The sequence below is a fragment of the Novosphingobium huizhouense genome (genome assembly GCF_020179475.1).
GTDB lineage: Bacteria > Pseudomonadota > Alphaproteobacteria > Sphingomonadales > Sphingomonadaceae > Novosphingobium > Novosphingobium huizhouense.
The window spans coordinates 1,513,827-1,535,449 of sequence record NZ_JAILXZ010000001.1 but is presented as its reverse complement, the minus strand read 5'-3'; the positions used below and the strand labels follow the sequence as shown (position 1 = coordinate 1,535,449).

Sequence of the window (21,623 nt, the reverse complement as noted above, 5' to 3'; positions counted from 1 at the left end):
GTCAGAACTCCAGGCCGCCTTCGCGGGCAGCGTCAGCCAGCGCCTTGACGCGGCCATGGAACAGGAAGCCGCCGCGATCGAACACGACGGTGGTGATGCCGGCAGCCTTCGCCTTCTCGGCGATGTCCTTGCCGACCTGGGCGGCCGCATCGACGTTGGCGCCGATCGACTTCTGGCCCTTCACCAGCGACGACGAGGCGGCAAGGGTCTTGCCGGCGGCGTCGTCGATGATCTGGGCGTAGATGTGACGGCCCGAACGGTGCACCGAAAGGCGCGGACGGCCACCGGCACGCGCCTTGAGCGCAGTGCGGACGCGGCGGCGGCGGCGATCGAAGAGGGACAGCTTGGCCATTACTTCTTCTTCCCTTCCTTGCGGAAGATGAACTCGCCGCGGTACTTGATGCCCTTGCCCTTGTAGGGTTCGGGCTTGCGCCAGCGACGGATCTCGGCCGCAACCTGGCCGACCTTCTGCTTGTCGATGCCGGAGATCTGCACCGTGGTGTTGTCGGGCGTCTTGATCTCGATGCCTTCGGGCACCGCGAAGTCGACGTCGTGGCTGTAGCCGAGCTGCAGCTTCAGGTTCTTGCCCTGGGCCGTGGCGCGGTAGCCGACACCGGTGATCTCGAGAACCTTGGTGTATCCTTCGGTCACGCCGGTGACGAGGTTCGAGACCAGCGTGCGCTGCATGCCCCAGAAGGCGCGCGCCTGCTTGGTGTCGTTCGCCGGCTTGACGAGGATGCTGTCACCTTCGACGGTGTAGCTGATCTCGTCGCGCAGGTTGAGCGTGAGGGTACCCTTGGGGCCCTTCACGGTCAGCACACCGTTCGCGATATCGGCGGAGACCCCGCTCGGGATCGCCACCGGCTTCTTGCCGATGCGGCTCATCAGAACACCTCCGCCAGCACTTCGCCGCCGACGTTGGCAGCGCGCGCCTCGGCATCCGAGAGCACGCCCTTGGGCGTCGAGACGATGGTGATGCCAAGGCCGTTGCGGATCACCGGGAGTTCCTTCGAACCCGAGTAGACGCGGCGGCCGGGCTTGGAGACACGGGCCACATGCTTGATCGCGGGCTGGCCCTCGAAATACTTGAGCTCGATGCGCAGCTGCGGGTGGGCACCGGTGGTGTCCTCCGAGAAGCCGCGGATGTAGCCTTCGCGCTGAAGGACTTCGAGCACGTGCGCACGCAGCTTCGAAGCGGGCGAGAGGACTGCGTCCTTCTTCGCCTGCTGGCCGTTGCGGATGCGGGTGAGCATATCACCCAGGGGGTCGGTCAATGCCATCGGATGATCCTTACCAGCTCGACTTGGTCACGCCGGGGATGAGCCCCTTGTTGGCCAGGTCGCGCAGCTCGACGCGGCACAGGCCAAACTTGCGGTAGTAGCCGCGCGGACGGCCGGTGGTGTTGCAGCGGTTGCGCACCCGGGTCGGGTTCGCGTTGCGCGGCAGCTCGGCCAGCTTGAGGCGGGCGATCAGGCGCTCGGTTTCGTCGAGCGATTCATCGTCGGCCTGGGCCTTGAGCGCAGCGAACTTGGCTGCATACTTCTGAACGAGCTTCTTGCGCTTCTCGTTCTTGTTGATCGAACTCAGTTTCGCCATGGACTTAAGCTCTTCCTTGGAACTGACTTACGCGGCCTGCTGCTGTTCAGCAGCGTCCAGCGGGAACGGGAAGCCGAACAGGCGAAGCAGCTCGCGCGCTTCGTCGTCGGTCTTCGCGGTGGTGGTGACGATGATGTCCATGCCGCGCACCTTCTCGATCTGATCGTAGCTGATCTCCGGGAAGATGATCTGCTCCTTCAGACCCATCGCGTAGTTGCCGCGGCCGTCGAACGACTTGGGGTTCAGACCACGGAAGTCGCGGATGCGGGGCATCGCGATGGTGATCAGGCGGTCGAGGAACTCGTACATGCGTTCGCGGCGCAGGGTGACCTTGCAACCGATCGGCATGCCCTCACGCAGCTTGAACTGCGCGATCGACTTCTTCGCCTTGGTGATCACGGGCTTCTGGCCGGCGATGAGTTCCATCTCGGCAGCGGCCGTGGTGACCTTCTTCTTGTCCTGGCTCGCCTCACCGACGCCCATGTTGAGCGTGATCTTCTCGATCTTCGGGATTTCCATGGCGTTCTTGTAGCCGAACTTGGCCTGCATCGCCTTGGCGATGTCGGCTTCGTACTTGGCCTTCAGACGCGGAACGTACTTGTCAGCCATCGATGGCCTCCCCGGACTTGACGGCCACGCGGACCTTCTTGCCGTCGCGCTCCTCGAAACGGACGCGGGTGGGCTTGCCATCCTTGTCCGCGACCGCGACCTTCGAGATGTGGAGCGGCGCCTCCGAGCGGTCGATGCCGCCCTGGGGGTTGGCCTGGCTCGGCTTGCGGTGACGCGTGGCGATGTTCACGCCGGCGACGACGACCTTGTTGTCCTTGGGCAGGACCTGGAGCACCGTGCCGGTGCGGCCCTTGTCCTTGCCCGAGCGGACGACGACGCTGTCACCCTTCTTGATCTTCGCGGCGGCCATTACAGCACCTCCGGAGCGAGCGAGATGATCTTCATGAAGCCCTTGCCGCGCAGTTCGCGGACGACGGGGCCGAAGATACGGGTGCCGATCGGCTCTTCGTTCTTGCCGACGAGCACGGCGGCGTTGCTGTCGAAGCGGATCACGCTGCCGTCGGCACGGCGGACGTCCTTCTTCGTGCGCACGATCACGGCGCGGTGCACGTCGCCCTTCTTCACGCGGGCGCGCGGCTGCGCTTCCTTCACCGACACCACGATGATGTCGCCGACGCCGGCAAAACGACGCTTCGACCCGCCCAGCACCTTGATGCACTGGACGCGCTTGGCGCCGCTGTTGTCCGCGACGTCGAGATTGGATTGCATCTGGATCATTGATCCGGTTCCTTCTCACTGGCTTGCCGGAACCAGTCCGGCAGTTCCAAAATCGCTCGGTAAGACGTCAGACGTCGGCTTCGATCGCGGCGGTCTTGCCGGCCGTGACGCGGTCGATGACCTTCCACGTCTTCAGCTTCGAGATCGGCGCCGTTTCCTCGATGCGGACGGTTTCGCCGGTCTTGAACGAGTTCTGCTCGTCGTGCGCATGGTACTTCTTCGAGCGGCGGATGATCTTCCCGTAGAGCGGGTGCTTCACCTTGCGCTCGACCTTGACCACCACGGTCTTGTCGGTCTTGTCGGAGACCACGGTCCCGATCAGAATACGCTTGGGCATCGTGTACTCCTTACGCCTTGGGCGACTGAGAACGCTCAGTCTGCAGCGTCTTGATGCGAGCGATGTCGCGGCGCACTTCCTTGATGCGCGCCGGACGCTCCAGCTGGCTCGTCGCCGCCTGGAAACGCAGGTTGAACTGCTCGCGCTTGAGCTCGGCGAGATCAGCAGAGAGCTGGTCGTCGCTCTTGACGCGAAGGTCTTCGAACTTGGCCATCGTAGTCTCTCCTTACTCGCCGCCAAGGTGCGAGGTGTCACCGAGGCGGGCGACGACCTTGGTCTTGATCGGCAGCTTCATCGCGGCGCGGCTGAACGCCTCGGCCGCGAGCGGGCCCGGAACGCCGTCCAGCTCGAACAGGATGCGGCCCGGCTTCACGCGCGCCGCCCAGTATTCGATCGAGCCCTTGCCCTTGCCCTGACGGACTTCGGCAGGCTTCTTCGACACCGGCACGTCGGGGAACACGCGGATCCACAGGCGGCCCTGACGGCGGATGTGGCGGGTGATCGCACGACGGGCGGCTTCGATCTGGCGCGCGGTGACGCGCTCGGGTTCCATGGCCTTGAGGCCGTAGGACCCGAAGTTCAGGTCGGTGCCACCCTTGGCGGCGCCATGGATGCGGCCCTTGAACGCCTTGCGGAACTTGGTCTTCTTCGGTTGCAGCATGGCTTAGTTCCTGCGGTCTTCGCGGGCCGGACGGACGCCGGAAGTCTGCGCTTCCATCATCAGGCGGTCCTGCGCCATCGGGTCGTGACCGAGAATCTCGCCCTTGAAGATCCAGGTCTTGATGCCGATCACGCCGTAGGCGGTGTGGGCTTCGGCCTCGGCATAGTCGATGTTCGCGCGCAGCGTGTGCAGCGGCACGCGACCTTCGCGGTACCATTCGACGCGCGCGATTTCCGCGCCGCCGAGACGGCCGCCGCAGGTGATCTTGATGCCTTCGGCGCCAAGACGCAGCGCCGACTGCACCGCGCGCTTCATCGCACGGCGGAAGGCGACGCGACGGACGAGCTGGTCGGCAATGCCCTGGGCAACGAGCTTGCTGTCGATTTCCGGCTTGCGGATCTCGACGATGTTCAGCTTGACGTCGCTCTGGGTCATCGTCGCGAGCTTCGAACGAAGCTTCTCGATGTCAGCGCCCTTCTTGCCGATGATGACGCCCGGACGAGCGGCATAGATCGACACGCGGCACAGCTTGGCCGGACGCTCGATGACCACCTTCGAGATCGCCGCCTGGGGCAGGTTCTCGACGATGTACTTGCGGATCTGCAGGTCTTCCTTGAGCAGCTGCTCGTAGGAACGGCCTTCGGCGTACCAGCGGCTGTCCCAGGTACGGTTGATCTGAAGGCGCAGACCGATGGGGTTCGACTTGTGACCCATGATCAGGCCTCCTCGACTTCGCGGACGACGATCCGGAGGCGCGAGAACGGCTTCAGGATCCGGGTCGACTTGCCGCGACCACGGGTGTGGAAGCGCTTCATCGTGATCGACTTGCCGACCGAGGCTTCCGCCACGACGAGCGAGTCGACGTCCAGGTTGTGGTTGTTTTCCGCGTTGGCGATCGCCGAAGCGAGCACCTTGCGGGCGTCGACCGCCATCGCCTTCTTCGAGAAGGCGAGGATGTTCATCGCATCTTCGGCCTTGTGGCCGCGGATCAGCGCCGCCACCAGGTTCAGCTTCTGCGCCGAACCACGGATCTGCGTGCCGACCGACAGCGCTTCCTTGTCGCCGACGCGACGGGGTGCCTTAGGCTTGCTCATCAGCGCTTGCCCTTCTTGTCAGCGGCGTGGCCGGGGAAGTTGCGCGTGGGCGCGAACTCGCCGAGCTTGTGGCCGACCATCTCTTCCGAGACGGAGACGGGGATGAACTTCTGCCCGTTGTAGACGTTGAACGTCAGGCCAACGAACTGCGGAATGATGGTCGAACGACGCGACCAGGTCTTGATCGGGCCGGCGCGGCCGCCTGCATCCTGAGCGACTTCCGCTTTCTTCAGGAGGTGCAGGTCGACGAAGGGGCCCTTCCAGACGGAGCGTGCCATGGGGTGTTACCTCTTCTTCTTCGCGTGGCGCGAACGGATGATCATCTTGTCCGTCTGCTTGTTGTGACGGGTGCGGGCGCCCTTGGTCGGCTTGCCCCACGGGGTCACCGGATGACGGCCACCCGAGGTGCGGCCTTCACCACCACCGTGCGGGTGGTCGACCGGGTTCTTGGCGACGCCGCGGGTCAGCGGACGACGGCCGAGCCAGCGGTTGCGACCGGCCTTGGCAAGGTTCTGGTTGGCGTTGTCGGGGTTCGACACGGCGCCGACGGTGCCCATGCAGTCGCCACGCAGGTAGCGCTGCTCGCCCGAGTTGAGGCGGACGATGACCATGCCGCGGTCACGACCGACGAGCTGGACATAGGTGCCTGCCGAACGCGCGATCTGCCCGCCCTTGCCCGGCTTCATCTCCACGTTGTGGATGATGGTGCCGACCGGCATCTGCGACAGCAGCATGGCGTTGCCCGGCTTCACGTCGGTCTTCTCACCGGCGACGATGGTGTCGCCGACGGCCAGACGCTGCGGCGCCAGGATGTAGGCCTGCTCGCCGTCCTCGTACTTGACGAGGGCGATGAACGCCGTGCGGTTGGGGTCGTATTCCAGACGCTCGACGGTGGCCGGCATGTCCCACTTGCGACGCTTGAAGTCGATGTAGCGGTACTTCTGCTTGTGGCCGCCCGCGATGCCGCGGCTGGTCACGTGGCCCTTGTTGTTGCGGCCGCCGGTCTTGCGCTTGCCTTCGGTCAGCGCCTTGACGGGCTTGCCCTTCCACAGCGCCGACTTGTCGACGAGGACCAGGCCGCGCCGGGCGGGGCTGGTCGGATTGTAGGTCTTGAGTGCCATGGTTCTACCCGCCTCAGATACCGCTGGTGACGTCGATCGACTGGCCTGCTGCCAGCGTCACGACGGCCTTCTTGACGTCCGAACGCTTGTAGGGCTTGCCCTTCCAGCGCTTGGTCTTGCCCTTCTGGGTCAGCGTGTTCACGCCGGTGACCTTGACGTTGAACAGGGCTTCGACCGCCGCCTTGATCTCCGGCTTGGTCGCCTTGTCGGCAACCTTGAAGACCACGGCGTTGTGCTCGGACAGCAGCGTCGACTTCTCGGTGATGTGGGGAGCCACGATCACGTCGTAGTGGCGCGTGTCGATCGCTTCCTTAGCCATTGAAACGCGCCTCCAGCTTTTCGACCGCAGCGCGCGTCAGCACCAGCGTGTCGTGCTTCAGGATGTCGTAGACGTTCGCGCCGATCGCCGGCAGGACGTTGACACCGATGATGTTGCGGGCAGCCTTGGCGAAGTTGTCGTTGACGGCTTCGCCGTCGATCACGAGCACCTTCTTGCCGAAGCCGGACTTGGCGAGCGTGGCGGCCAGCGCCTTGGTCTTGCCGTCGACGTCGAGCGTGTCGACCACGACGAGACCGGCCTTGGCCTTGCTCGAGAGCGCCATCTTGAGGCCGAGCGCGCGGACCTTCTTGTTCAGCGAGATGTTGAACTCGCGAACGCGCGGGCCGTGCGCCTTGCCGCCGCCGATGAACACGGGCGCCTTGCGGTCGCCGTGACGGGCGGTGCCGCCACCCTTCTGGCGACCGAACTTCTTGCCGGTGCGGGCAACGTCCGAACGCTCGCGCGCCTTGCGGGCGATGCCGCGGCGGTTTTCGAGCTGCCAGGTGACGACGCGATGCAGGATGTCGGCGCGCGGCTCGAGGCCGAACACGTCGTCCGAGAGTTCGACTTCGCCGTTGCCGGTGGTGCCGTCGAGGTTGAGAACCTGAACCTTCACGACTTAGCCCTCCTGACCTTCGGTCGCCTCGACAGCCGCGACGTCGTCCGCCGGGGTGTCGGCAGCAGCCGAGTCATTGCTGTTGGCGGCCTGCTTGAGGCCGGCGGGATAGGGCGCTTCCGCGTGGCGCGAGACCTTGACGGCGTCGCGGACGAGCAGCCAGGCATTCTTCGAGCCGGGCACCGAGCCCTTGACGAAGATCAGGCCGCGCTCGTCGTCGGTGCGGACGACCTCGAGGTTCTGCTGGGTGCGCTGACGGTCGCCCATGTGGCCGGCCATCTTCTTGTTCTTGAAGACGCGGCCCGGGTCCTGGCGGTTACCGGTCGAACCGTGGGCACGGTGCGAGATCGACACGCCGTGCGTGGCGCGCATACCGCCGAAGCCCCAGCGCTTCATCGCGCCCTGGAAGCCCTTGCCCTGGGTGTGGCCGGTGATGTCGACGTACTGGCCGGGGACGAAGTGCGAAGCGGCGATGGTCGAGCCGACCTCGAGCAGCGCGTCGTCGGCGACGCGGAACTCGGCGACTTCCATCTTCAGCGGCACTTCGGCCTTGGCGAAGTGTTCGCGCTGCGGCTTGGCAACGTTCTTCTGCTTGGCTTCGCCGGCACCGAGCTGGAGAGCGACGTAACCGTCACGCTCAGCAGTGCGAACCGAAACCACCTGGCAATCTTCAAGCGACAGGACGGTGACCGGCACGTGCCGTCCGTCGTCCTGGAAAAGGCGGGTCATCCCCACCTTCTTCGCGATCACGCCGGTGCGCATGATCCATACTCCATCACAGAGGCCTGCCGGGCCCATCCCGACAGGCGTGTTCAGCCCGTATGTGAAGCATGCCCCCGACCGGGCTGAGTGCTCCTGCCAAACAGGAGCGATCGGGGGACGCTTGCCCGGCTATGTCCCGAAGGACGGCGCCGGAGGTATCCCTATGTCGCGGTGGCCTTTGCGCCACCAAGCCGGCTTTGGACCGGAAGGAATTGTGGACCCGAAGGTCCGAAACTTGCGTCGTTGATCTGTCCGCCTTCGGCCACCCCGGCTTTCGCCGGGGCTGAAGGCAAGCTCGCTTAGGCGAGCTTGATCTCGACGTTCACGCCGGCCGCGAGGTCCAGCTTCATCAGCGCGTCGACGGTCGCAGCATTCGGCTGAACGATGTCGAGCAGGCGCTTGTAGGTGCGAACCTCGAACTGCTCACGCGACTTCTTGTCGATGTGCGGGCCGCGGTTGACGCAGAACTTCTCGATGCGCGTCGGGAGCGGAATGGGGCCCCGGATGAGCGCGCCGGTGCGGCGGGCGGTGTCAGCGATTTCGCCGGTTGCCTGATCAAGCACGCGATGATCGAAGGCCTTGAGGCGAATGCGGATGTTCTGGGCTTCCATGTCCGTTTACCGATGCGAAAGAGCGAAAAACAAAAAACCAGTCGCCCCGCCCTCTCACCCTGCCCCAGCTGGTGAAGCGAGGGGAAAGCGGGCCGACTGAATCGAAAAACCGGACCGGCGAGGGAGCGAATCCCCCGCCGGTGCGCGGCCTATATTACTTCGTGATCTTGCTGACAACCCCCGAACCGACGGTGCGGCCGCCTTCGCGAATGGCGAAGCGCAGACCTTCGTCCATCGCGATCGGCGCGATCAGCTTGACCGACAGCGTGACGTTGTCGCCAGGCATGACCATCTCGGTGCCCTCGGGAAGGATCACTTCGCCGGTCACGTCGGTGGTGCGGAAGTAGAACTGCGGGCGGTAGTTGGCGAAGAACGGCGTGTGACGGCCGCCTTCGTCCTTCGACAGCACGTAGACCTCGGCCGAGAACTCGGTGTGCGGCTTGACCGAACCGGGCTTGCAGAGGACCTGGCCGCGCTCGACTTCTTCACGCTTGATGCCGCGGACCAGCGCGCCGATGTTGTCGCCGGCTTCGCCCTGGTCGAGCAGCTTGCGGAACATTTCGACGCCGGTGACGGTGGTCTTGGTGGTGTCCTTGAGGCCGACGATCTCGACTTCTTCACCAACCTTGACGATGCCGGTCTCGACGCGGCCGGTCACGACCGTACCACGACCCGAGATCGAGAACACGTCTTCGACCGGCATCAGGAACGGCTTGTCGGTCGGGCGCGGCGGCTGCGGGATGTAGCTGTCGACAGCGGCCATCAGCTCGTTGATCGAGTTCTTGCCGATGTTGTCGTCGCGACCTTCGAGGGCGGCCAGAGCCGAACCCTTGATGATCGGAATATCGTCGCCCGGGAAGTCGTACGACGAGAGCAGCTCGCGCACTTCCAGCTCGACCAGCTCGAGGATTTCCTCGTCGTCGACCTGGTCGACCTTGTTCATGTAGACGACCAGCGCAGGCACGCCGACCTGGCGGGCGAGCAGGATGTGCTCGCGGGTCTGCGGCATCGGGCCGTCAGCGGCGTTCACGACCAGGATCGCGCCGTCCATCTGGGCGGCACCGGTGATCATGTTCTTCACGTAGTCCGCGTGACCCGGGCAGTCGACGTGGGCATAGTGGCGGTTGGCGGTCTCGTACTCGACGTGGGCGGTCGAGATGGTGATGCCACGCTCGCGCTCTTCGGGAGCCTTGTCGATGTTCGCATAGTCGGTGAACGTCGCGCCGCCGGTCTCGGCGAGCACCTTGGTGATCGCCGCCGTCAGCGTGGTCTTGCCATGGTCGACGTGACCGATGGTGCCGATGTTGCAGTGCGGCTTGGTCCGCTCAAACTTAGCCTTGGCCATTGCTCAAACCTTCTTTTCGCTAATTGTTGATTGCTCTTGGAGGGCGGCACCAGCCGGACTCGCCAGAAAATCAGGCGCCGCCCCTAGCCTGATCCATGCGATCAGGCAAGCGTTCGTGAGACCCGTCGTAGCGACCTGTCGGATTGCTCCGCTCAGGCCATCTTCGACTTGAGTTCGGTCGCGACGTTCGCCGGGACCTCGTCGTAGTGCGAGAACTGCATCGAGTAGTTCGCGCGGCCCTGGGTGAACGAGCGCAGCTGGTTCACGTAGCCGAACATGTTCGCGAGCGGCACCATGGCTTCGACCACCTGGGCGTTGCCCCGGCTGTCGGTGCCCTGGATCTGGCCACGGCGGCTGTTGATGTCGCCGATGACGTCGCCCATGAACTCTTCCGGCGTCACGACCTCGACCTTCATGATCGGCTCGAGGACCTTGATGCCCGACTTGCTCGCCGCTTCGCGCATCGCGCCGCGGGCGCAGATTTCGAAGGCCAGCGCCGACGAGTCGACGTCGTGGTAGGCGCCGTCGTAGAGCAGGACTTCGAAGTCGATGATCGGGAAGCCGATCAGCGAGCCGGTCTCGGCGGTTTCGCGGAAGCCCTTCTCGATCGCGGGGATGTATTCCTTCGGAATGTTGCCGCCCTTGATCTCGTCCTTGAAGACGAAGCCCGAACCGCGCTCACCCGGGGTCAGCTTGACCTTGACGCGGCCGAACTGGCCGGTGCCGCCCGACTGCTTCTTGTGGGTGTAGTCGATGTCGACCGGCTTGCCGAGGTATTCACGATAGGCCACCTGCGGGGCGCCGACGTTGGCTTCGACCTTGAACTCGCGACGCATGCGGTCGACGAGGATTTCGAGGTGAAGTTCGCCCATGCCCTTGATGATGGTCTGGCCCGATTCATGGTCGGTCGAGACGCGGAACGAGGGGTCCTCGGCCGAGAGACGGTTGAGCGCGATGCCCATCTTCTCCTGGTCGGCCTTGGTCTTCGGTTCCACCGACAGTTCGATGACCGGCTCGGGGAATTCCATGCGCTCGAGGATGATCGGCTGCTTTTCGGCGCAGAGCGTGTCGCCCGTCGTCGTTTCCTTGAGCCCTGCCAGAGCAACGATGTCGCCGGCATAGGCGGTATCGATGTCCTCGCGGTTGTTGGAGTGCATCAGCAGCATGCGGCCGACCTTCTCCTTCTTGTTCTTCACCGAGTTCAGGTAGCTGCCCTTGGTCAGCGTGCCCGAATAGATGCGGGTGAAGGTCAGCGAGCCGACGAAGGGGTCGTTCATGATCTTGAACGCCAGCGCCGAGAACGGAGCCTCGTCCGAGGTCGCGCGGGTGTCCGGCTCGTCGGTGTCGGGGTTCACGCCCTGGACGTCGGGAATGTCGAGCGGCGAAGGCAGGTAGTCGACGACCGCGTCGAGCAGCGCCTGGACGCCCTTGTTCTTGAACGCCGAGCCGCACAGCACCGGCACGAAGGCCTGCGCCAGCGTGCCCTTGCGGATCAGCGCCTTGAGCGTGGCGACGTCGGGCTCGTTGCCTTCGAGGTAGGCTTCCATCGCCTCGTCGTCCTGTTCGACGGCGAGTTCGATCAGCTGCGAGCGGTAGAGCTCGGCCTCGTCGGCCATGTCGGCCGGGATCTCTTCGTAGAAGAACTCGGCGCCGAGCGATTCGTCCTTCCAGATGATCGCGCGCTGCTCGACGAGGTCGACCAGGCCCTTGAAGTCGGCTTCGGCGCCGATCGGCAGGTAGAGCACCGCAGGCTTCGCGCCGAGACGGTCGATGATCGTCTGCACGCAGTACTTGAAGTTCGCGCCGGTGCGGTCGAGCTTGTTGATGAAGCACATGCGCGGCACGCCGTACTTGTCGGCCTGGCGCCACACGGTCTCCGACTGCGGCTCCACGCCGGCGACGCCGTCGAACGCGGCGACCGCGCCGTCGAGCACGCGCAGCGAACGTTCGACTTCGATGGTGAAGTCGACGTGGCCGGGGGTGTCGATGATGTTCAGGCGATGGTCACGCCAGAAGCAGGTCGTCGCGGCCGACGTGATCGTGATGCCGCGTTCCTGCTCCTGCTCCATCCAGTCCATGGTCGCAGCGCCGTCGTGGACTTCGCCGATCTTGTAGGACTTGCCGGTGTAGTAGAGGATGCGCTCGGTCGTCGTCGTCTTGCCGGCGTCGATGTGCGCCATGATGCCGAAGTTGCGATAGCGCTCGAGCGGATGGCTGCGGGCCATGGGAGGTTTCCTTGGGTGCTGGGGGAGCCTGGATCTCAGGCTCGCCCCATATGGTTACGTACGTGACCGTTTAAAGACGGGAACCTTACCGCCGCGGGATTACCAGCGGTAATGGCTGAACGCGCGGTTCGCGTCGGCCATGCGGTGGGTGTCTTCGCGCTTCTTGACCGCGTTGCCGCGGTTGTTGGCGGCATCGAGCAGCTCGCCCGACAGGCGCGCCGACATCGTGGTCTCGCTGCGGTTGCGCGCCGCGGTGATCAGCCAGCGGATGGCGAGCGCCTGGGCGCGTTCCGGGCGGACTTCGACCGGGACCTGGTAGGTCGCACCACCGACGCGGCGCGAACGGACTTCGATCTGCGGCTTCACGTTGTTCAGCGCATCGTGGAACAGCTGCAGCGGGTCGGCCTTGGCGCGGGTCTGCATGGTGTCGAGGGCACCGTAGACGATCGACTCCGCGACCGACTTCTTGCCGTCGAGCATGAGGTTGTTCATGAACTTCGACAGGACCTGATCACCGAACTTCGGATCAGGCAGGATTTCCCGCTTTTCGGGACGACGACGACGAGACATCGCAAATTCCTTATTCTCTGGCCAGCAACCTGGCCCCTGGGGGCGCCATGCGGGCGCACCCCGGTTGATCCGGTGGAGCCGGGCTTACTTCGGACGCTTGGCGCCGTACTTCGAGCGGCTCTGCTTGCGGTCCTTGACGCCCTGGGTGTCGAGCACGCCGCGCAGGACGTGGTAGCGAACGCCCGGAAGGTCGCGCACACGGCCGCCGCGGATCAGCACCACCGAGTGCTCCTGCAGGTTGTGGCCTTCACCCGGAATGTACGAAATGACTTCGCGGCTGTTGGTCAGACGGATCTTGGCGACCTTGCGAAGCGCCGAGTTCGGCTTCTTCGGGGTGGTCGTGTAGACGCGGGTGCAGACGCCGCGCTTCTGCGGGTTCTGCTCCATCGCAGGGACCTTGCTCTTGGCCTTCTGCGGTTCGCGACCCTTGCGGATCAGCTGGTTGATCGTAGGCATGAAGTACTCTTCACCTTGACTGTGGCGCGAGCGGCCTGCGTGGCGAAGAGAAAAAAGACCGTCACCGCTTGCAGCAAGCGGGCGCTGCCCCTGCAAGGAAGGGCACCATGACGAGCTTGAAACGCTCCACCCGCGCCGCGGCGCCGGGTTACTTTGACGGATTACGCAAGGACGAAACCCCGCACGCACCGGCAATGTTCAGCTCTTCCCGCAAACCGAATCCGGCTGCGGAACACGGCGCCCCTAGTGGATGGCCCGGTTGCGGTCAAGTCCGGTGGCGATCGGGCCCGGGCGCGATCAGGCCCGGGCGCGATCGGCGGCGCGCCGCGCAACAAGACGCTGGACAGGCCCGCCCGCGCATTGGGATAGGGACCATTCTATTGGGGACGGCCTCGAGGACGGGCAGCGGGAGCGACGCCAGATGAAGCTGACACGGCGGGACATCATCGGCGGCGCGGCGGCGCTGGGCGGCATGGCGCTGGGCGGCGTGGTGGCGGGCGGCCGGGCGATGGCGCAGGCGGCACAGGCCGTTGCCCCTGCATCTGCATCGCCTGCGCCCTTCGCCCTCGCGCCGCTGCCGGTGCCGGCGACGCCCGAGGCGCTCGACATGGCGCGCTTCATCCGCGTCATGCCCAAGGCCGAATACCACGTCCATCTCGAAGGCACGCTCGAGGCCGAGATGAAGTTCCGGCTCGCCCAGCGCAACGGCATCACCCTGCCCTTCGCCGATGCGGAGGCGCTGAAGGCGAGCTACCAGTACCACGACCTGCCGAGCTTCCTCGCCATCTACTACGACGGGATGCAGGTGCTGGTCACCGAGCAGGACTTCCACGACCTCGCGCTCGCCTACCTCGCCAGGGCGGCGTCGCAGAACGTGCTCCACACCGAGATGTTCTTCGACCCGCAGGAGCACCTCAAGCGCGGCGTCACGATGGGCACGGTGATCCTGGGGATCACCCGCGCGCGCGAGGAAGCGGCGCGGCTCTACGGGATCTCGTCGGGGCTGATCCTGTGCTTCGTGCGCGATCTCGACCCGCACACCGCGATGGAGGCGCTCGATGCGGCGCTGCCCTATCGCCAGCACCTGGTCGGCGTCGGCCTCGACAGCGACGAGAAGGGCCACCCGCCGGGCAAGTTCGCGGCGCATTTCGCCAAGGCGCGCGCCGCCGGGCTCAGGGTGACGGTCCATTGCGACGTCGACCAGGAGAACAGCCTCGCGCACATCCGCCAGGCGATCGTCGACCTCAAGGTCGATCGCATCGACCACGGCGGCAACATCCTGCAATCGGCCGAGCTGGTCGCGCTGGCGCGGCAGCGCGGCATAGCGTTCACCGTCTGCCCGAGCTTCTCGGGAACGGTGCGGGCGGGCGGGCAGGACATCGACGTCGTGCGCGGCATGCTCGATGCCGGGCTCAAGCTGACGATCGCCTCGGACGATCCCGCCTACATGGGCAGCGAGTACCTGTCCGAGGTCTTGCTGCGCGCCCAGCAGCGCAGCAGGCTGACCAAGGCGGACCTGCTGCAGATCTCGCGCAATGCGATCGAGGCGGCCTGGCTGGGCGAGGACCACAAGACGCGGATGCGAGCGCGGCTCGACATCTTCGAGCGCGCCTGGGCCTGAAGCGCACGAAATTAATCCCGCTAACATAAGTATTTGCCCGAGCCCTGTTGCACGGGAATCACAGGCTCGGGCCAATCCGATGCTGCACTTTCAGGCAGCATTGCAGACGTGCGTGCGGTTGCAGCATTAAGCGCGCATGATGCCACCCGGCGTCGCAAAGAACACGGAACGCATGTTCTTGCAGGGAGGACTTGAAATGGCTCGTCACGCCACGACGGCGCGCAGCATGCTGCTCGCTTCGACCACCGCACTGATCTTCGCCGCCGCGCCGGCCCACGCGCAGAGCTCGGACGCCACCGTCACCGAGGGCAACGAGATCATCGTCACCGCGACCAAGCGCGCGCAGAGCATCCAGGAGGTGCCGTTCTCGGTCAACGCGCAGACTTCGGCGCAGATCGAGAAGATGGGCGCCAATTCGATCGAGGACATCTCGCGCGCGGTCGCCGGCCTCACCGTCCAGAACCTCGGGCCCGGCCAGAGCCAGGTCTCGGTGCGCGGCGTTTCGGCCGGCCAGATCGTCCGCGACCAGCCCGGCGTGAAGGAACAGGTCGGCATCTATCTCGATGAATCGGTGACCTCGCTGTCGCTGTTCACGCCCGACTTCGACCTGTTCGACCTCAACCGCGTCGAGACGCTGCGCGGGCCGCAGGGCACGCTGTTCGGCTCGGGCTCGGTCGGCGGCACCGTGCGCTACATCACCAACCAGCCCAAGATCGGCAAGACCGAGGGCCAGGTGGCGGGCGACGTCAACGTGCTCAAGGGCGGCGACGTCGGCTATTCGCTCAAGGGCGCGGTGAACGTGCCGCTGGGCGAGAAGGCGGCGCTGCGCGTGGTCGGCTACGGCGAGCACTTCGCCGGCTTCATCAACGCCATCGGCCCGGCGGCGGGCAAGCACGTCAACGACGGCGAGCGCTTCGGCGGCCGCGCCGCGCTGCTGCTCGAGCCGGTCGAAGGGCTCAGGATCACGCCGCGCGTGGTCTACCAGGACATCAAGGTCAACGGCTTCAACCGCGAAGACGTCTACAACTTCTACCGCAGCCCGCTGACCGGCGCGGCGCCGCTCGACGAGCGCACGCAGTACCTCAAGCTGCGCGAGCAGTTCCACGACAAGACCACGCTGGCCGACCTCACCATCAACGCGCCCGTCGCCGACGGCGTCGAGGCGACTTCGGTGACCAGCTACATCCACCGCAACATCCTCGTCAGCCGCGACGCCTCGGCGCTGACCGGCTCGGTCGGGGTCAGCGTCGGCCTGCCCGCGGGCGCGATCGACCTGCCCTCGAACCTGCGCGACACCACCAAGCTCGACACCTGGACCCAGGAGCTGCGCCTGTCCTCGACCGGCGCGGGGCCGCTCCAGTGGGTGCTCGGCGGGTTCTACAGCGACATCAAGCGCACTTATGCGCAGCGCCTGCCGACCCCGGGCTACGACGCCTTCGTCGATGCGAAGTTCGGCGCCGGCACCTCGGACGCGGTAGCCAACGGCTTCCCCGACAACTCGCCCTACAACGCCGACATTCCGTACCGGATCAAGCAGTTCGCGCTGTTCGGCGAAGGCAGCTACAAGGCCGGCGACTTCAAGCTGACCGCCGGCGGCCGCTACTACGACTTCAAGGAAACGCGTGACTTCGTCTCGGGCGGCCTGTTCGCGAACGGCGACCGCAACCTCGGCGACAAGACCAAGTCGACCGGCTTCAACCCGCGCTTCATCGTCAGCTACGAGCCCAGCCGCGACCTGTCGTTCAACGTCCAGGCCTCGAAGGGCTTCCGCCTCGGCGGCGTCAACGATCCGCTCAACATCCCGCTCTGCTCGGGCGGTGCGAACGGACCCGACGCCAAGACCTTCGGCGGGCGCCCGAAGTACGAGGACGAAAGCCTGTGGAACTACGAGGCCGGGGTCAAGGCCTCGACCGGCGGCGTGACCTTCAACGCCGCGGTGTTCTACAACGACATCAAGAACCTGCAGGTCACCGCCGACGCCGGCTCGTGCTCGTCGCGCGTGGTGTTCAACGTGCCCAAGGCGCACACCACCGGCCTCGAGGTGGAGCTGAGCGCACGGCCCGCGCCGGGCCTCGACCTCTCGCTCAACGGCAGCGTGATCGATTCGAAGTTCGACAGCAGCGTCACCGACGCAAGCGGCAACGTCGTGGCGGGCATCCGCGACGGCAACCGCCTGCCCACCGTGCCCAAGTTCCAGATGTCGGCCACGGCAAGCTACGCCTACCCGGTCGCGCAGGACATGGACTGGACCTTCAACGCCACGTTCAGCCATGTCGGCAACCGCTTCACCCAGCCGGCCGACCAGGAAGCGGGCGCGGGCAACTTCACCAACTCGCTGTTCTTCAACCCCGGCACCGGCGCCTCGGGTTCGGGCAGCTACAGCTTCGGCTCGTACCAGTTGCCGAGCTACAACCTCGTCAACCTCTCGACCGGGCTCGAGTGGAACAACGGGCTGTCGGTGCTGCTCTACGTCAACAACCTGTTCGACGAGACCCCGCTGCTCTCGCTCGACCGCGAACGCGGCGGCCGGGCGCGGATCGGCTATAACATCGGCACCCCGCGCAAGATCGGCATGACCGTGCGCAAGAGCTTCTGACCGGCCCGCGCCGGTCCGGCTTCGCGAGCCCCCTTTCCACCACGGAAAGGGGGCTCTTTTTTTGAACGGAACCGGCTTGTTCGTTTATTCTACTTCTTCAGTAGAGATAAGAGGCATAGACTGGCCTGCATCACCAGACCGACCCCGGCCGCAGATCCGGCAGGCCGGCCGGATGCAGGACCGGGGCGGCATTCGAGAGAGGATGAAGCCCATGGCCTATGCATCGGAACGCGCGCGCGGCGGCAGGTTCGGCGCAGGCGCCGCGGTGGTGGCGCTGCACGCGGGTCTCGGCGCGGCGCTGCTGTCGACCTTCGCCGGCGGGATCATCGGCGGCACCGTCCACAACGCGCTCGACGCCAACGACTGGACCTGGGCGCCGCCGCCCCCTGCCCCGCCCGAGCCGCCGGCGCCGCAACCGACGCACGCCGCGCAGGCGCACGCGCAGACCGAGATCGTCGCGCCCCGGCCGCCGCTCGGCCCGCTCGAACCGCTCGCGCCCGGCAGCCTCGGCACGGTCGATCCCGGGCTCGCGCTGCCGCCGCTCGATCCGGTCGACCTCGCGCCGCGCGGCGCCCTGGCCGGCGTCGATACGGCGGCAAGGCCCGCCGGCCCTGCGCTCGCCGCGCGCGCCAAGGGCGATCCCGGCGCCTGGATAACCCGCAACGACTATCCCACCCGCGCGATCCGCGAGGAATGGACCGGGATCACCCGCCTGCGGCTCGGCATCGGCAGCGACGGCCGGGTCGCCGCCTGCGACGTGACCGCGGGCAGCGGCCATGCCGAACTCGACGCGGTCGCCTGCGATCGCGTGACTCGCCGGGCGCGCTTCGAGCCCGCCCGCAGCGCCGACGGCACCGCCATGGCAGGCGCTTACGAAACCTCGGTGCGCTGGGTGCTGCAGGACTGATCGCCACCGCGCGATGGCGGTTTCGACCTCGCGGTGACGATCGATCGCGCGCCGATCCGGGCCGATGTCGACCCGCTCGCGCTGCCGCGGATGCCGGGGGGCGACGGGTCGGCGGCGGCCTTTCGCCGCGCGATCCCGGTCGCGCCCCCCGGCTGGTCATCGCGCGCACCGCCTGAAGGGCGGCGAAAAAGCGGCGGCTCGTCGCATCGCCGCGCCCCCGGTGGAACGTCGGGGGGCGTTCGCCCCTTCCTCCTTCGGGCCGCGCACGATCCGCGGCGAAGGAGAGCGATCATGACGAAGAACAACGGCAATGTCCCGGGCGCGCAGGGCGGCGGCGCCGACGAGGGCAATCTCGGCGGGCAACTGGGCGGCGACCATCGCCAAGGCCACGGCCAGGACGGGCGCGCCGCCGGCCAGCAGCAGCAACAGGGCGGACAACAACAGGCTGGACAGGCGCAGGAGGGCCAGGGCCAGATGGACCAGCAGCAGGACCGCACTAACCAGATGGGCCGGACCGCGAGCGATGAATCCGCTGACAGCGAGGGCGAGAGCGCGGGCGAGGCCGGTCCCGACGCGGCGGGGGGCAGCGCGGCCCGGCGGTCTCGCGACGATTGATCCCGCGCGGATCGCAGCGCGGCCCGTTCCGGCCAGCGATGGCGTTGCGCGCGCGTTTCGGCGCTGGCCTGCGCGCGCCGAAGCGGGCAGGATCGGAACCGGCGGGCGGCGCAGATCGTTGGCGCCGGCCCGTTGCCGTTTCGCAATCGTACAGGAGTTGACCGATGCGCCGTCCGATCCGTCCCGCCCTGCTCGCCCTCGCCGCGCTCGCGGCAGTCGCCAGCGCTCCCGCCGAAGCCCGTTGCGGCAAGCGCATGACCAAGATCGAGGGCGCGCTGGTCGGCGCGGCCGGCGGCGCGGTGCTGGGCAAGGTCATCGCCGGCGGCACCACCGGCACCCTGCTGGGCGCCGCCGCGGGCGGCCTTGCCGGGCACGAGATCGCCAAGAAGGGCCAGCGCAAGTGCCGCTACGACCGGCGCTGATCCTTCGCTGATCGGGCGTTTATCCGGCGGCCGCGGCCGCGCCGCTTCGGGCCCGCCCCGGTGCGGCGGCGCGGCCCCCTGCCGCGATTACAGCCCCCCGTGCGACTACAGCCCCTTAACCCGCGCCATCGCCTTGTCGATCGCGACCAGCATGTTCTCGAGCCAGCCGTCCATCGCCAGCAGCCCCTTGTCGGTGAGGCGGACGAAGGTCCTGCGCCCGTCGCGTCCATCGTCCTCGCGCTCGACCAGGCCCTTGGCCTCGAGAATGCGCAGCCAGCGCAGCGCGGTCGTCGGCGGAACGTGCGCGCCGATGCAGGCGCTGGTCGTCGGCACGCGGCGATCCTCGCGCGCGGCGACGTAGAGATCGAGCAGGATGTCCCAGGTCGGTTCGCCGAACAGGTCCCCGCTCATGAAGCGCTCGCGCTTGCGCCGCCCGACGTAGAGCTCGTGCGCCAGCGCCAGCGCGGCATGGCCGGCGAGCGTCGTGGGCGCCAGCGAATCCGCGGGCTCGGTCGCCGCGGCAGTGGGTCGGCATGCCGGCGCTGCGTCGCGCCCGGTGGCCATCATCGATCGAACCGTCATGATCTTGTTCCCTGGAAGCTCCGGCCCCGTCCCTTTCGCGATCGGCACGGTGGCCTTGCGGAAGCGGGGTCGAGCGGTTTCCCGAAGTCGGTATTCGTTCAGGCGGGGCGCCAGTTGTGGTAGCTGCCGACCCGGCGCCGCCGCGCGATGTGCGCCGCGGTGCCGAACGCGAGGACGCAGAGCTGGAACAGGAAAGGGATCTGGGTCATCGCCCAGTAGGCCCAACGCACCATGTCCAGTTCCCAGACCTTGGCGATATGGCCGATCACCACGATCAGCTGGCCCGATCCCACCAACAGCGGCCAGCCGCGGTTGGCGCGGAGCGCGATCCACATCAGCAGGACGAAGGCCCAGCTGTCGATCACGAGATGGCCGGGATCGACGGTGAACCAGTCGGGCGTGCCGAACCAGGCATGGTTGGCGATGTCGAGCGCGAAGGTGGCGAACAACACGGCGGCAACCAGCCGCTCGGGTTCTTCGCCCCGTCGCGCCGCGAAAAGCACGCTCAGGAACAGGGCAATTCGAGGTATCCACAGCGAAACCATCTGCGCACTATACCCTTGCGAACCTTGAACATCGCGGGACCACGCCCCGCACCGCTGACCGGCCACCTGGGACCTTCCCTCGCGGGATCGGTCCCTGCCGATCATCCCGAACGCGCCGGCTTCAGGCGACTTTGGCGGAGAGGTCGTCGTCTGCCTCGCGCGCGGCGGGCGGACAGGCATCGTTGCCGCCGTTGGTTTCCGCCCCGATCGTGCTGAGCCGGCCGTGGACGCGGGCGAGTTCGCCGCCCGCGTCAACCAGCGTCTGCTGGCTGCGGATCAGGCGCAGCAGCGCATCCTGGCCGAGGAACGGCGCCACGCCCGTTTCGCGGCGGGCGCCGACCATGGTCTGGAGCAGTTGGGCCTGGCGCACCAGCGCTTCGTCGAGCGCCGCCTCGGCATGGTGCAGATCGCGCGCGATGCGCATCTGCGCAACTTCGGTAGACATCCCCGAATCGAGTTTTTCCAACTTCATCTTCTTCCCCCTTCCGCCCGTCCGGAGACGGGCCCTCAGAAACGGGAGACGAAGCGGCAGGTCAGTGACCGATCAGCTCGGAAAGCTGCGCGAAGAGCGACAGCCCGCCCAGCACGATCAGGATGAGGAACGCGGTGATCACGGCGATCGCGCCGAGACGCACCAGGGTTCCGCCAGGCCCGTCGAACATCTCCGGGAGAACGCGGTAGTAACCCTGGCCGGCTGCGAACCCGTCGTGGCGCGCCATCGCTCGCGGCGCTTCGCCAGGACGCTCGAAGCCGGAGTGGCCCTGTGCCTCGTCTTCCTGCTGCCGACGATGCACATCCGATCCGGATGATTCGACGTAGGACGGCTCATATACGGGTTTTTCCCATGTCATCACGGGACTAGAGATTGCGGACTGGCGCTTGCATTCCAGCAACTTGCGATATTGCTGCGCCACTTCGCCGCGCGTCGCGACATTCAGCTTGGCGCGCGCCAGCATGATCCGCTGGTCCACCGTATGCGGCGAAATGCCGAGCAGCCTGGAGATTTCCTTCGAGGTCTTGTGCTGGATCAGCAGGTCGAGAACCTCGCGCTGCTTTGGCGTGAGCGCTTCGAGGAGATCCTCTTCGGGCTCAAGCGGAAAGGTCGTCATGATCATCGTCGTGCCTGCCCTCCCGCAACGCCGCCTTCTTCCGTAAGGAGGCCGCGCGCCCCTGTCATCGCTGCTTCCCTCGTCCAGCCATCGCACATCTGGCACGCCCGGTTCTTCGACCTTTGCACTGCCATGGCAATTTTTCCCACATCCAACATGAAAATGGTCTAAGATTAACATCGCCGCAAGTTATCGTTGGCGTGAGCACGGTGAGATAGTTCCAGCG

General features: G+C 66.4%; 31 protein-coding genes. 5 read left to right on the top strand and 26 right to left on the bottom strand.

Going from position 1 to position 21,623, the window contains the following annotated elements; translation table 11 throughout:
• Position 1: 1 nt before the first annotated feature.
• The 22 genes from rplR to rpsL form a co-directional block, all read right to left on the bottom strand.
• Positions 2–352, bottom strand: a complete 351-nt coding sequence (gene rplR / locus K3A85_RS07710) for a 50S ribosomal protein L18 (protein ID WP_225205873.1) — start codon at positions 350–352, stop codon at positions 2–4.
• Positions 352–885 (bottom strand): 50S ribosomal protein L6, encoded by a 534-nt coding sequence (gene rplF / locus K3A85_RS07705; protein WP_225205872.1) that lies wholly within the window; start codon positions 883–885, stop codon positions 352–354. The genes rplR and rplF overlap by 1 nt, the downstream gene beginning before the upstream one ends.
• Positions 885–1,280: a 30S ribosomal protein S8 gene (rpsH, locus tag K3A85_RS07700; protein ID WP_169492447.1), complete on the bottom strand. Its 396-nt coding sequence runs from the start codon at positions 1,278–1,280 to the stop codon at positions 885–887. Before rpsH ends, rplF begins: the two co-directional genes overlap by 1 nt.
• A 10-nt stretch (positions 1,281–1,290) precedes the next feature.
• Entirely contained in the window at positions 1,291–1,596 is a 306-nt protein-coding gene (gene rpsN / locus K3A85_RS07695; protein ID WP_225205871.1) for a 30S ribosomal protein S14, read from the bottom strand.
• A 27-nt stretch (positions 1,597–1,623) separates the two neighbouring features.
• Entirely contained in the window at positions 1,624–2,205 is a 582-nt protein-coding gene (rplE, locus tag K3A85_RS07690; RefSeq protein ID WP_225205870.1) for a 50S ribosomal protein L5, read from the bottom strand.
• A complete protein-coding gene (gene rplX, locus K3A85_RS07685; RefSeq protein WP_169492444.1) occupies positions 2,198–2,515 on the bottom strand; it encodes a 50S ribosomal protein L24 in 318 nt (105 codons plus the stop codon). The genes rplE and rplX overlap by 8 nt, the downstream gene beginning before the upstream one ends.
• Positions 2,515–2,883, bottom strand: a complete 369-nt coding sequence (gene rplN, locus K3A85_RS07680; RefSeq protein ID WP_169492443.1) for a 50S ribosomal protein L14 — start codon at positions 2,881–2,883, stop codon at positions 2,515–2,517. The genes rplX and rplN overlap by 1 nt, the downstream gene beginning before the upstream one ends.
• A 67-nt stretch (positions 2,884–2,950) precedes the next feature.
• Positions 2,951–3,220 (bottom strand): 30S ribosomal protein S17, encoded by a 270-nt coding sequence (rpsQ, locus tag K3A85_RS07675; RefSeq protein WP_225205869.1) that lies wholly within the window; start codon positions 3,218–3,220, stop codon positions 2,951–2,953.
• A 10-nt stretch (positions 3,221–3,230) separates the two neighbouring features.
• On the bottom strand, positions 3,231–3,434 hold the full coding sequence (gene rpmC / locus K3A85_RS07670; protein WP_225205868.1) for a 50S ribosomal protein L29: 204 nt from the start codon (positions 3,432–3,434) through the stop codon (positions 3,231–3,233).
• A gap of 12 nt (positions 3,435–3,446) precedes the next feature.
• On the bottom strand, positions 3,447–3,881 hold the full coding sequence (gene rplP / locus K3A85_RS07665; RefSeq protein ID WP_225205867.1) for a 50S ribosomal protein L16: 435 nt from the start codon (positions 3,879–3,881) through the stop codon (positions 3,447–3,449).
• 3 nt (positions 3,882–3,884) lie between these two features.
• Positions 3,885–4,595, bottom strand: coding sequence for a 30S ribosomal protein S3 (gene rpsC / locus K3A85_RS07660; RefSeq protein ID WP_225205866.1), 711 nt, complete (start codon positions 4,593–4,595; stop codon positions 3,885–3,887).
• A gap of 2 nt (positions 4,596–4,597) precedes the next feature.
• Positions 4,598–4,975, bottom strand: a complete 378-nt coding sequence (gene rplV, locus K3A85_RS07655) for a 50S ribosomal protein L22 (protein ID WP_169492439.1) — start codon at positions 4,973–4,975, stop codon at positions 4,598–4,600.
• The gene (gene rpsS / locus K3A85_RS07650) at positions 4,975–5,253 is read right to left on the bottom strand and encodes a 30S ribosomal protein S19 (RefSeq protein ID WP_169492438.1); all 279 of its coding nucleotides are present in this window, start codon (positions 5,251–5,253) and stop codon (positions 4,975–4,977) included. Before rpsS ends, rplV begins: the two co-directional genes overlap by 1 nt.
• Positions 5,254–5,259: 6 nt before the next feature.
• Entirely contained in the window at positions 5,260–6,096 is an 837-nt protein-coding gene (rplB, locus tag K3A85_RS07645) for a 50S ribosomal protein L2 (RefSeq protein ID WP_169492437.1), read from the bottom strand.
• A gap of 13 nt (positions 6,097–6,109) precedes the next feature.
• Positions 6,110–6,415, bottom strand: a complete 306-nt coding sequence (locus K3A85_RS07640; RefSeq protein ID WP_225205865.1) for a 50S ribosomal protein L23 — start codon at positions 6,413–6,415, stop codon at positions 6,110–6,112.
• Positions 6,408–7,031: a 50S ribosomal protein L4 gene (rplD, locus tag K3A85_RS07635; protein WP_225205864.1), complete on the bottom strand. Its 624-nt coding sequence runs from the start codon at positions 7,029–7,031 to the stop codon at positions 6,408–6,410. The genes K3A85_RS07640 and rplD overlap by 8 nt, the downstream gene beginning before the upstream one ends.
• Before the next feature lie 3 nt (positions 7,032–7,034).
• Positions 7,035–7,793 carry a 50S ribosomal protein L3 gene (gene rplC / locus K3A85_RS07630; protein WP_225205863.1) on the bottom strand — a complete coding sequence of 253 codons (759 nt, stop codon included), beginning with the start codon at positions 7,791–7,793 and terminating at the stop codon, positions 7,035–7,037.
• A gap of 299 nt (positions 7,794–8,092) precedes the next feature.
• Positions 8,093–8,404, bottom strand: coding sequence for a 30S ribosomal protein S10 (gene rpsJ / locus K3A85_RS07625; RefSeq protein ID WP_011444906.1), 312 nt, complete (start codon positions 8,402–8,404; stop codon positions 8,093–8,095).
• A gap of 154 nt (positions 8,405–8,558) precedes the next feature.
• Complete coding sequence (tuf, locus tag K3A85_RS07620) at positions 8,559–9,749, bottom strand: elongation factor Tu (protein ID WP_225205862.1); 1,191 nt, start codon at positions 9,747–9,749, stop codon at positions 8,559–8,561.
• 152 nt (positions 9,750–9,901) lie between these two features.
• Entirely contained in the window at positions 9,902–11,974 is a 2,073-nt protein-coding gene (gene fusA / locus K3A85_RS07615) for an elongation factor G (RefSeq protein ID WP_225205861.1), read from the bottom strand.
• Positions 11,975–12,073: 99 nt separating this feature from the next.
• Positions 12,074–12,544, bottom strand: a complete 471-nt coding sequence (gene rpsG / locus K3A85_RS07610) for a 30S ribosomal protein S7 (protein ID WP_169492431.1) — start codon at positions 12,542–12,544, stop codon at positions 12,074–12,076.
• Positions 12,545–12,628: 84 nt separating this feature from the next.
• Complete coding sequence (rpsL, locus tag K3A85_RS07605; protein ID WP_169492430.1) at positions 12,629–13,000, bottom strand: 30S ribosomal protein S12; 372 nt, start codon at positions 12,998–13,000, stop codon at positions 12,629–12,631.
• 421 nt (positions 13,001–13,421) lie between these two features.
• On the opposite strand from rpsL, the gene add reads away from it, so the two are divergent.
• The 5 genes from add to K3A85_RS07580 all read left to right on the top strand — a co-directional run bounded on the left by add (position 13,422) and on the right by K3A85_RS07580 (position 19,161).
• The gene (gene add / locus K3A85_RS07600; protein ID WP_225205860.1) at positions 13,422–14,621 is read left to right on the top strand and encodes an adenosine deaminase; all 1,200 of its coding nucleotides are present in this window, start codon (positions 13,422–13,424) and stop codon (positions 14,619–14,621) included.
• A 196-nt stretch (positions 14,622–14,817) separates the two neighbouring features.
• The gene (locus K3A85_RS07595) at positions 14,818–17,217 is read left to right on the top strand and encodes a TonB-dependent receptor (RefSeq protein ID WP_225205859.1); all 2,400 of its coding nucleotides are present in this window, start codon (positions 14,818–14,820) and stop codon (positions 17,215–17,217) included.
• A 211-nt stretch (positions 17,218–17,428) separates the two neighbouring features.
• Complete coding sequence (locus K3A85_RS07590; RefSeq protein ID WP_225205858.1) at positions 17,429–18,124, top strand: energy transducer TonB; 696 nt, start codon at positions 17,429–17,431, stop codon at positions 18,122–18,124.
• A 291-nt stretch (positions 18,125–18,415) separates the two neighbouring features.
• Entirely contained in the window at positions 18,416–18,739 is a 324-nt protein-coding gene (locus K3A85_RS07585) for a hypothetical protein (RefSeq protein WP_225205857.1), read from the top strand.
• 164 nt (positions 18,740–18,903) lie between these two features.
• Positions 18,904–19,161, top strand: a complete 258-nt coding sequence (locus K3A85_RS07580; protein WP_225205856.1) for a glycine zipper 2TM domain-containing protein — start codon at positions 18,904–18,906, stop codon at positions 19,159–19,161.
• Positions 19,162–19,266: 105 nt separating this feature from the next.
• Here the strand turns inward: K3A85_RS07580 and K3A85_RS07575 are convergent, their stop codons facing one another.
• The 4 genes from K3A85_RS07575 to K3A85_RS07560 all read right to left on the bottom strand — a co-directional run bounded on the left by K3A85_RS07575 (position 19,267) and on the right by K3A85_RS07560 (position 21,403).
• Complete coding sequence (locus K3A85_RS07575) at positions 19,267–19,743, bottom strand: winged helix DNA-binding protein (protein ID WP_225205855.1); 477 nt, start codon at positions 19,741–19,743, stop codon at positions 19,267–19,269.
• A 98-nt stretch (positions 19,744–19,841) separates the two neighbouring features.
• Positions 19,842–20,246, bottom strand: a complete 405-nt coding sequence (locus K3A85_RS07570) for a hypothetical protein (protein WP_225205854.1) — start codon at positions 20,244–20,246, stop codon at positions 19,842–19,844.
• Between the two features lie 163 nt (positions 20,247–20,409).
• Positions 20,410–20,760, bottom strand: a complete 351-nt coding sequence (locus tag K3A85_RS07565) for a hypothetical protein (protein WP_225205853.1) — start codon at positions 20,758–20,760, stop codon at positions 20,410–20,412.
• 61 nt (positions 20,761–20,821) lie between these two features.
• Positions 20,822–21,403 carry a helix-turn-helix transcriptional regulator gene (locus K3A85_RS07560; RefSeq protein ID WP_225205852.1) on the bottom strand — a complete coding sequence of 194 codons (582 nt, stop codon included), beginning with the start codon at positions 21,401–21,403 and terminating at the stop codon, positions 20,822–20,824.
• Positions 21,404–21,623 lie beyond the last annotated feature (220 nt).